Here is a 9,920-nt window from a genome sequence, read left to right as displayed (position 1 = left end):
CGGCGCTGGGCGCGGGCGGGGTGTCGCTCGCGCTGCGGGCCGGGAGCCGGCGCTGACCGGTCGGCAGCCACAGCAGCAGGCCCAGCGTGATCCACACGTACATGTTGCTGCCGACGAACCCGTCGAGGCCGGACGCGTCGTGGAACCAGATCCACACGACACTGGTGCACATGACGGCATACAGAGTTGACGCGATCCGCACATGACCGGATCGGATCAACACGACGAACGACGGAATCAACCAGATCAAGTGATGCACCCATGTCACCGGACTGACCAGACAGGCCGTCAACCCCGTCAACGCGAACGACGTGCGCCACTCCTGCGTCCGCCGCACCCGCCACACCCACACGGCGAGCACCACCAGCACGACGGTCGCCCACACCGCCTTGCTGTCGACGCCGAGGCGGGCGAGGACCCCTTGGAGGGACTGGTTGGAGACGTAGTCGAGGCGGCCCACGCGCGCGGTGTCCCACATCGCGGTCGTCCAGTAGAACCGTGACGCGCCGGGGGCGATCAGCGCGGCGAGCACCGTCGCGCCGGCGGCGACAGCCGTCGCGATCCCGGCCGCGCGCCACCGCCGGGTCACCAGCAGCAACCCGATGAACAGCGCGGGCGTCAGCTTCACCGCCGCCGCGAGGCCGATCCCGACACCCGCCCAGCGGCTGCGCCCGGTGGCCAGCAGATGCGCGTCCACGAGGACGAGCGCCAGCAGCAGAATGTTGACCTGCCCGAAGCTGACCGTGTCCCGCAGCGGCTCGAACAGCGCCAGCACGCACAGGGCGAGCCCGATCCCGTACCAGCCGTGCCGGCGCCACTCCCGGCCGGCGAGCAGGCGCAGGACCAGGGCGAGGGCGGCCAGGTTGAGCAGCAGGGCGAGTCCGATCGCCGTGCGCAGGCCCACCAGCGCCATCGGGAGCATCGCGACGGCCGCGAACGGCGGGTAGGTGAAGCCGTACGGGGTGTCGGGCACCCGGTAGTCGTAGACGCGTCCGCCGTGGTGGACCCAGTGGTCGATCGTCCCGTAGTAGACGCGCAGGTCGAACCAGTCCCGCAGGAGCGGCACGGTCGCGGTGAACACCGTGACGACGGCGGCCAGCGCGAGGAGCAGGGTCAGTCGGCCTCGGTCGGTCTCAGGGAGTCTCATGGTCCTCGGGGTTCGTGGGGGCGTGCCGGTCACGCCGTACGGCTTCGGAGCGGGCCGGAGGCGAGGCGGGCCTGCCACAGGACGACGACCGCGAGGGCGCCGCCGGAGACGGCCAGCAGGATCTGTCCGGGGTCGGCGGGGTCCCCGTCGGGCAGGACGGCGAGGGCGAGCACCCCGGCCACGGCGACGGCGGTACGGCGGCGTGCCGACGTGTCGGGCGCGGCGGCGGCGATCAGGAACAGCCCCCACAGCGCGTACCAGGGGCGGATCGCGGGGCCGAACGCGGCGATCGCGGCGAGGCTGAGGCCGAGCGCGTACACCGGGCGGGGCCGCAGCCGCCACCAGATCACCGCGACGAGAGCGGCGGTGATCACCAGCCCCAGGGTGTGCCAGGCGGGCACGGCGAGCGGCGCGAGGTCGCTTCCGGCGTGGGTGAGGAGGGCGCCGGTGGCGCGGCCCAGGAGGCTCGTGAGGGCCCAGTTCTGCGGGGAGACGGGGGTGCTGAGGGCGCTGATCCAGCCGTATCCGGTGCCGGTGGCGGCGGTGACGGCGACGGTCGTCGCGGCGGAGATCGCGAGGGTCTTCACGGCCCCGCGCAGCGGGCTGTGCTGGACCAGCACGACCGCCACCAGCCCGAGCGCGGCGGGCGCCTTGACGAGGGCGGCGAGGGTGACGAGGACGGCGCCGAGCGCGAAGCGTCCGCCGAGGGCGGCGACCAGGCCGATGCCGAGCAGGCCCAGCATGATCGCGTCGTTGTGGGCGCCCGCGACCAGGTGCAGCAGCACCAGCGGGTTGAGCACCCCGAGCCACAGGGCTACCGCCGGGTCCGCGCCGCAGTGCCGGGCGAGGCGGGGCAGCGCGGCGGCCATCAGCGCGACCCCGAGCAGCGCCACGCACCTCATGCCGTACAGCCCGGCGGGCAGTTCCCCTCGTGTGAGCCCCGCGAGGACCCCGGCGAGTCCCATGAACGCGGGCCCGTACGGCGCCCCGGTGTGCCGCCACAGCGGGGCGACCTCGTCGGCGAGCGGGCCGCCGAGGCTGGAGGGGCCGTAGGAGTACACGTCGATGTGGGCGTCGACCATCGCGCCCTGCGCGAGGTAGCTGTAGACGTCCCGGCTGAACAGCGGCGGCGCGACGATCAGGGGCGCGGCCCACACCGCGAGGACGAGCACCAGCGCGCGTGTGGAGGGCTGTTCGCCGCCGCGCACCCGGCGGCCGAGCATCACCCAGGCCGCCGTCAGCAGGACGAGTCCGAAGTAGACGCCGACCAGGCCGAGCACGGCGTGCGGTGAGGAGGGCGCGAGGAGTTCGCGCGCGGGGAGGGCGCCGGCGGACTCCCCGCCCAACGCCAGACAGGAGGTACCGGCCAGGCCGAGTACCTGGCAGCGGCGGAGAGCGGGAGGAAAAGCCTTGGCCAGCACCCTGTCAGCGTGGCGAGGGAGGGTGGCTGGGAGACGACGTTCCGCCTTCGGGGCGGTGGTCTGTGGGTGACCGGGGCGTGATCAGGGGGCGGGGTGTGCCGGACGGTCGGCCGGCGTACGCCGGGGGCTCACCCCGGGTTCGGGATCGAGGGCACGAGCAGCGCCCGGGGAGCGCGCGCAAATCCGGTTGCCGTCCTCCGAACCCGGCCGATAGGAAGCTCATATGCTCACAGGCAAGAAGGTCACGCTCCGAGCCCGGCGCGAGGACGACATCCCGGTCCTGCGGACCGAGCTCTTCGACGATGTCGTCAACGCCTCCCGTACGGACCCCCGCCCCTGGGTCCCCGTCTCGCCCGACGCGAAGGACCCCCTGCTCACCAAGGCGGACGACACGCACGTCCCGTTCTCCGTGGTGGACCTGGAGAGCGGTGTCCTCGTCGGGTCCGCCGTCCTGTGGGGCATCGACAACCACAACCGTCTCGCCCACCTCGGTCTCGGCCTGCTCCCCTCCTGGCGCGGCCAGGGTTACGGCACCGACGTCGTCGCCGTCCTGTGCCACTACGGCTTCACCGTGCGCGGCCTGCGCCGCCTCCAGATCGAGACCCTCGCCGACAACGCGGCAATGCTCCGCGCCGCCGAGCACAACGGCTTCACCCGCGAGGGCGTCCTGCGGTCCTCGGCCTGGGTGATGGGAGAACTCCTGGACGAGGTGCTGCTGGGGCTGCTGGCGGACGAATGGACGGGGGGCGCGCAGAAGTAGGCGGACGGTACCCCCGCCGTGCGGCGGGGGTGGCCCGGCCGGGTGGCGGGGCGGGGCCGGACATCCGTCGGATACCGGCAAACAGGACGTCCCGGGAGGCTGAGGACAGTGGTCCGGCGCCCGCCGGTCCGCCCGGCCTCTCGTCTGGAGTCCCCATGCCCCACCTCATGGCCACGGGCCAGCAGGTCCCGCTGAGCAGGGCGGACGGCCGTCCGCTGACCCTGATGCGGATGGGGATCGGCTGGCAGCGCGCCCCGCGTCCCGGGCTGCTCGGCGCGCTCGGGCGGCGGCGCGGGCGGTTCGGCACGTTCGCCCTGCTGTACGGCGAGGGACGGTTCGTCGACGTCCTGTTCACCGAGAACCCCGTCCACCCGGAGGGGTCCGTGGAGCACGTCACCGGGCTCGTGGTGGAGGACACCGCGGACGTGGGGGACAACGAGTCGTTCTTCGCCCGGCTGCCCCGGCTGTCCCCGCACGCCGACCGCGTCGTCTTCGTCGTCAGCTCTCTCGACGGCGGCACCTTCGAGACGGTGCACCGCGCGCACTGCCGGCTCGTCGACGAGAGCCTGGGCCGCGAGCTGGCCCGCTACGCGTTCCCCGCCGCCGGCCCGCACACGGCGCTGGTCATGGCGGAGCTGACCCGTACGGCCGACGCGTGGACCATGACCGCCGTCGGCAGACCGCTGGTCTGCCCCACGTTCACCGACCTGCGCGAGGCCGTCGACGGGCTCGCCGCCTGAGCCGCGTCACAAGTGGCGCTCGATGGCGGGCAGGAGGGACTGGAAGGTCGTCCCGGAGGCGGGTTCGCCGATGGCGGCCAGTTGCCAGCCCGCGTCCGTGCGGAAGACCTTGGCCATGATCTGGGCGGTGTGGGAGCCGCCGCCGGAGAGGGTGTAGCGGGCGAGTTCACCGCCCGTGGCCTCGTCCACCAGACGGCAGTAGGCGTTCTCGACCTCGTCGAACGTCACCTCGGTGAAGGAGTTGACGGTGAAGACGATCTGGTCCACCTCGGGCGGCATCCGCGTGAAGTCGACCGTGATGGACTCGTCGTCCCCCGCGCCCTCGCCGCCGACGCGGTTGTCGCCGGAGTGCTTCACCGCGCCGAAGACGCTGACCAGGTGCTGGAAGAAGACGACCTCCACGACCGTCCGGCCCGCGTACAGGACCGCCGACGCGTCGAGGTCGATCTCCTTGGGGCCCATCAGTTTCGCGAAGAAGCCCGTGCGCTGCCTCGCCTGCCAGCCGACCCCCATCCGCACGCGGCTCAGCGGGGTCGTGTCGGACTTCGTCAGGCTGATCGTCTGGCCCTTGGCAAGGCTGATGGACATGAGAACTCCCGGGGTGGATCGAGGTGAGGGGCGGGACGGAAGGGGGGTCAGACGTGGACGCCGAAGTCCTGGGCGATGCCCGCGAGGCCGGACGCGTAGCCCTGGCCGACGGCGCGGAACTTCCACTCCGTGCCGGCGCGGTACAGCTCGCCGAAGACCATCGCGGTCTCGGAGGCGGCGTCCTCGCTGAGGTCGTAGCGGGCGATCTCGACGCCGTCCGCCTGGTTCACGACCCGGATGTAGGCCTGGCGGACCTGGCCGAAGCTCTGGCCGCGGGCGGCGGCGTCGTGGATGGAGACGGGGAAGACGATCGTCGCCACGTCGGCGGGGACGGCGGTGAGGGTGACGTCGATGACCTCGTCGTCGCCGTCGCCCTCACCGGTGAGGTTGTCGCCGGTGTGCTCGACGGAGCCGTCCGGGCTCTTGAGGTTGTTGTAGAAGACGAAGTGCGCGTCGGAGACGACCTTGCCGTTCTCGCCGCACAGCAGCGCGCTCGCGTCCAGGTCGTAGTCGGCGCCCGTCGTGGTGCGGACGTCCCAGCCCAGGGCGACGCGGACCGCCGTCAGGCCCGGTGCCGCCTTGCTCAGCGAGACGTTGCCGCCCTTGCCCAGCGAAACACTCATGTCGTTCTCTCCTTCGACCGCTGCTGTTCCCGCCCGGCGTCCAGGACGTCCTGCCGGGCATGTCTCCAACCTGGCCGACGCCCCGGCCTTCCGGTATCCGACGAGTGGCCGGTCGCCCCCCGCCACACGGCGGGACCTTCATCCGCCGCACGGCGTCCCGCGTCCGAGCTCTCGGACCCCGCCACCCGGCGGGGTAGGTGCAGCCGGTTGCCGGATGGTCAGGGCGCCGGACTTTCCGGAGGGTCGAGGTGTGACCGCACCCACCGTTTCGCCCGCCGCCTCCTTGAAGCCGACCCCTGCTCCCGCGCCGCCCCCGCCCGCACCGGGGTTCGGGCGAGCGGCGGCCACGGCCGTCGTCTGGTACCTGCGTGCCATGGCGCTGCTCAACGTGCTGGCGGTGCTCTCCGTCTCCCTGCGCGACCGGGTGCGGGAGCACAACGAGGGCGCGAACTTCACCCCGTACCTGCTCACCACCGGCCTGGTGTCCGCGGTCCTGGCGCTGTTCCTGGCCGTGGCGATGCGCAGGCGCAAGCGGGCCGCGTGGATCTTCAACACGGTGCTCGCGGCGCTGACCCTGACGGTCATGCTCCTGCTGCTGTTCGTCCCCGAAGAGGACCTCGGCTTCCGGCACCACTGGCTCAACTGGGTCTCCGCCGCGCTCACCGCGCTGTTCCTGCTGGCGCTGCTCGTGGGGCGCCGGGAGTTCACGTCGAAGGGCGACCCCGCCAACCCGCGGACCGCGCTCGGAACGCTCGTCGCCGGTCTGATCCTGGGGAGCATGCTGGGCGGCGCGCTCGTGCAGGCGACCGGCACCGGCACGCAGGCGGGCATGTCCGACCGGTTCGGCTACGTCCTGGCCCGCTTCGTCACGCTGGACCCGTCCGAGAAGGCGGCCCGGCTCGTGCAGGTGCCCGGCTGGGTCGACGGCACCCTCAACGTGACGGCGGCGGTGCTGTTCCTGAGCGTCCTGTACGTGGCGTTCCGCAGCCCCCGGGGACAGGTGGTGCTGACCGAGGACGACGAGGAGCGGCTGCGCGCCCTCCTGGAGAGGCACGGGGACCGCGACTCCCTGGGGTACTTCGCCCTGCGCCGGGACAAAGCGGCGGTCTTCTCCCCGAGCGGGAAGGCGGCGGTGGCCTACCGCGTGGTCGGCGGCGTCTCGCTGGCCTCCGGCGACCCCGTCGGCGACCCCGAGGCGTGGCCGGGCGCGATCGACGCCTGGCTGGCCGAGGCACGTGAACACGCGTGGGTCCCGGCCGTCATGGGCGCGTCCGAGGAAGCGGGCGTCATCTACGCGCGGCACGGTCTGAACGCCCTCGAACTGGGCGACGAGGCGATCGTCGAGGTCGCCGGCTTCACGCTGGAGGGCCGCGCGATGCGCGGGGTCAGGCAGGCCCACAACCGGGTGCTGCGCGCCGGCTACAGCACGCGCGTCCGCCGGCACGAGGACATCCCCGAGCCGGAGATGGCCCTGCTGGTCGCCGACGCCGACCGCTGGCGCGACGGCGCGACCGAGCGCGGGTTCTCCATGGCGCTCGGCAGGCTCGGAGCACCGGACGACGGGCGCTGCGTGATGGTGGAGTGCCACGACGCGGACGGCGAACTGCGGGCGCTGCTCAGCTTCGTCCCCTGGGGCCGTGCGGGACTCTCCCTCGACCTGATGCGCCGGGACCGTGACAGCGACAACGGGCTGATGGAGTTCATGGTGATCGAACTCCTGCGCCGGGCGGACGAGATGGGCCTCGCGCGGGTCTCCCTCAACTTCGCGATGTTCCGGTCGGTCTTCGAGCGCGGGGACCGGCTCGGCGCCGGTCCCGTGCTGCGGCTGTGGCGGGCCGTCCTCGGGTTCTTCTCCCGCTGGTGGCAGATCGAGTCGCTGTACCGGGCCAACGCCAAGTACCGGCCGGTGTGGGTCCCGCGCTTCGTCCTCTTCCAGAAGAACGGCGAACTGCTGCGGATCGCTCTCGCCTGCGGGCGCGCGGAGGGGTTCGTGACGACGCCCCGGCTGCCCGCCCTCTTCCGCCGACGGTCGCGTACCGCGTCCTGAACCACCTCCCCGCCACGGGGACTCACCCGAGAAGGTTCCCTCTCCCATGGGTCTCACCAGTGACAACGTCCTGCTCCTCGCCGTGCTGGCGGCGGGGGCGCTGTTCGTGCTGACGGTCGTGCTGTGGCCGCGGCTGGCCCGGCGCGGCTGGCGTACGGTCCTCGGCCGGACCGGGCTGCTGTCGGCGACCCAGGTCCTGGTGTTCGCGTCGGTCGGCCTCGCGGCGAACAACACGTTCCTGCTCTACGGGTCCTGGGCCGACCTCCTCGGTCTGGAGCGGGCCGTCGTCGACCGGGCGGCCGACCGCACCGGCAGGGCGCCGCTCACCGTCGTGGAGCGGCAGCCGTCGGCGGGCGGGCAGATACAGAAGGTCGTCGTACGCGGCGCGAAGTCCGGGATCACCGCCCCCGCGTACGTCTATCTGCCGCCGGAGTACTTCCGGGCGGGGCAGGAGCGGCGGACGTTCCCCGCGTCGGTCGTGCTCACCGGGTACCCCGGCAACGCGATGTCCCTGATCAAGGGGCTGAAGTATCCGGCGACGGCCCACCAGTTGGCGGCGCGCGGGAAGATGCGGCCGATGATCCTGGTCATGCTGCGCCCGACCGTCGCACCGCCCCGCGACACCGAGTGCGCGAACGTCCCCCGAGGACCGCAGACCGAGACGTTCCTCGCCGAGGACCTGCCCCGGGCCGTGTCGGGCGCCTACCGGGTCGGGGAGAACGCCCGCAACTGGGGTGTCGTCGGGAACTCGACCGGCGGGTACTGCGCGCTGAAGCTGGGCCTGCACCATCCGGACCGGTTCGCGGCGAGCGCGGGGCTGTCCCCCCACTACAAGGCCCCCAAGGATCTGACCACGGGCGATCTCTTCCACGGCGACGAGAACCTGAAGAACCGCGCCGACCTGCTCTGGAGCCTGGACCATGTCCCCGCCCCCGCGTCGTCCTTCCTCGTCAGCAGCTCGAAGAGCGGCGAGGCGAACCTCAAGGACACCCTGGCGTTCATCGAGAAGGTGAAGGCGCCCGCCCGGGTCTCGTCGATCATCCTCGACAGCGGCGGCCACAACTTCACCACCTGGAAGCGGGAGATCGCCCCCACCCTGGAGTGGCTGAGCGGCCGGCTCGAAGAGCGGTGAGCACACCGATGCCGGGCGGAACAAAGACATGTGCAGGGAACTGTGAGGAGGAACGCCGGTGATCCGGGGAGTGGCCGTGGACGACATCCGGGCGGTGCGGGCCGCCGGGCGGTGGCGGCAGGCGGTGGGTGCGGGCCGGGCGCTGTGGCGGCGGGTGCCGCCGTCCGCCGTGGACGCGGGACTTGTCGTGCTCGCCGTGCTCGACGCGCGGATCAACCTGTACGGCGAGACGTCGGCGTTCATGTGGGTGTGTGTCGCGGTGGGCTGCGCGGGGCTGATGCTGCGCCGGCGGTTCCCGCTGGCCGTCGTCCTGCTGACCCTGCCCATGACGCTGTTCCTGGACGTGGCGGTCGCGCCGATCGCCGCCCTGTACACGCTGGCCGCGCGGACCCGCAACCGTCCGCTGCTGGCGGGCTGCGCGCTGCTGAACGCGGCCGTGGCGATCGTCGACTGGCCGCTGGCCGGCACGTCCGCCGGTGACCGGGCCTGGACGCTCCTCCAGTTCGTGTACACGCTGGCGACGGCGTTCGCGCCGGTCCTGATCGGGCAGCTCGTCCAGACCGGGCACGACCTGGCGCGCAGGCTCGTCGAGATCGAGGAGGCCCGCGAGCACGAGCGCGCCCTGTACGCGCAGACCGTCCTCGCCCGGGAACGCGCCCAACTGGCCCGGGAGATGCACGACGTCGTGTCGCACCAGGTCAGCCTCATCGCCGTGCAGGCCGGGGCGCTCCAGGTCGCCGCCAAGGACGACGGCGCCCGCGACGGCGCCCGCGCGATCCGCACGCTGAGCGTGAACACCCTCGACGAACTCCGGCACATGGTCACCCTGCTGCGCGCGTCCGGCGGCAAGGAGACCGAGCTGACCCCGCAGCCCACGCTGGCCGACCTCCGGCGGCTCACGGCGGGCAGCGGCATCGAGACCACCCTCTCGGGCGCGCTCCCGCCGGGCATCAGCACGACCGCCCAGCGCACCGTGTACCGCACGGTGCAGGAAGCGCTGACGAACGTCCGCAAACACGCCCCCGGCGCCCGCGCCGAGGTCCTCCTGTGGCACGACGCCCGGCATTTCGGCGTCACCGTCACCAACACCGCCCCCACGCGTGCCTGCGTCGCCCTCCCCAGCGCCAGCCTCGGCCTCATCGGCCTCAGGGAACGCGCCGAACTCCTCGACGGCACCCTCGCGACCGGCCCCCTGCCCCAAGGGGGCTACCGGATCGAACTCCGGGCACCGCACGCCTCCTGAGGGCAGGCGGATGTGCTGCCCCGGCGGGGCGGGGCGGGGCGGTGCGGCGGCCGGTCGTGGTGGGGGGGCTGGCCTGGTGGAGGGGGTTCCGTCGTCCTGCGTCGCGCTCGCGCCGCTCTCGGCCCTCCCGGCGCCCTACACGGTGTGCGGCTGCCGCACCGGGGCCTCGGCGAGGGAGCGTCGGCCGGCCTCCGCACCGGGAGACGGTGCGGAGGCCGG

The 9,920-nt window shown here is 72.9% G+C and carries 9 protein-coding genes; 5 read left to right on the top strand and 4 right to left on the bottom strand.

The genetic code is table 11. The features are described 5' to 3' along the window. On the bottom strand, positions 1-1,147 hold a 1,147-nt coding region (locus ACVNF4_RS26750), incomplete at its 3' end, for a glycosyltransferase 87 family protein (RefSeq protein WP_461805433.1). A 29-nt stretch (positions 1,148-1,176) separates the two neighbouring features. After that, positions 1,177-2,568, bottom strand: a complete 1,392-nt coding sequence (gene mptB, locus ACVNF4_RS26745; RefSeq protein ID WP_461805432.1) for a polyprenol phosphomannose-dependent alpha 1,6 mannosyltransferase MptB — start codon at positions 2,566-2,568, stop codon at positions 1,177-1,179. 223 nt (positions 2,569-2,791) lie between these two features. On the opposite strand from mptB, the gene ACVNF4_RS26740 reads away from it, so the two are divergent. Further along, a complete protein-coding gene (locus tag ACVNF4_RS26740; protein ID WP_461805431.1) occupies positions 2,792-3,328 on the top strand; it encodes a GNAT family N-acetyltransferase in 537 nt (178 codons plus the stop codon). Positions 3,329-3,483: 155 nt separating this feature from the next. Continuing rightward, the gene (locus ACVNF4_RS26735) at positions 3,484-4,068 is read left to right on the top strand and encodes a TerD family protein (protein ID WP_461805430.1); all 585 of its coding nucleotides are present in this window, start codon (positions 3,484-3,486) and stop codon (positions 4,066-4,068) included. Positions 4,069-4,074: 6 nt separating this feature from the next. On the opposite strand, the gene ACVNF4_RS26730 is transcribed toward ACVNF4_RS26735, so the two are convergent. Together ACVNF4_RS26730 and ACVNF4_RS26725 are read right to left on the bottom strand one after the other, a co-directional pair. After that, the gene (locus ACVNF4_RS26730) at positions 4,075-4,656 is read right to left on the bottom strand and encodes a TerD family protein (RefSeq protein ID WP_461805429.1); all 582 of its coding nucleotides are present in this window, start codon (positions 4,654-4,656) and stop codon (positions 4,075-4,077) included. Positions 4,657-4,703: 47 nt separating this feature from the next. Further along, complete coding sequence (locus ACVNF4_RS26725) at positions 4,704-5,279, bottom strand: TerD family protein (RefSeq protein WP_461805428.1); 576 nt, start codon at positions 5,277-5,279, stop codon at positions 4,704-4,706. 214 nt (positions 5,280-5,493) lie between these two features. Between ACVNF4_RS26725 and ACVNF4_RS26720 the strand changes: the two genes are divergently transcribed. The 3 genes from ACVNF4_RS26720 to ACVNF4_RS26710 all read left to right on the top strand — a co-directional run bounded on the left by ACVNF4_RS26720 (position 5,494) and on the right by ACVNF4_RS26710 (position 9,701). Further along, the gene (locus tag ACVNF4_RS26720) at positions 5,494-7,326 is read left to right on the top strand and encodes a phosphatidylglycerol lysyltransferase domain-containing protein (protein WP_461805427.1); all 1,833 of its coding nucleotides are present in this window, start codon (positions 5,494-5,496) and stop codon (positions 7,324-7,326) included. Positions 7,327-7,372: 46 nt separating this feature from the next. Beyond that, positions 7,373-8,458 (top strand): alpha/beta hydrolase, encoded by a 1,086-nt coding sequence (locus tag ACVNF4_RS26715; protein WP_461805426.1) that lies wholly within the window; start codon positions 7,373-7,375, stop codon positions 8,456-8,458. A 124-nt stretch (positions 8,459-8,582) separates the two neighbouring features. After that, entirely contained in the window at positions 8,583-9,701 is a 1,119-nt protein-coding gene (locus tag ACVNF4_RS26710) for a sensor histidine kinase (RefSeq protein WP_461805434.1), read from the top strand. Positions 9,702-9,920: the final 219 nt, after the last annotated feature.

The organism is Streptomyces sp. S6 (assembly GCF_054880855.1).
The sequence above is the reverse complement of the archived record's forward strand: the minus strand, read 5'-3'. Positions and strand labels throughout refer to the sequence as shown.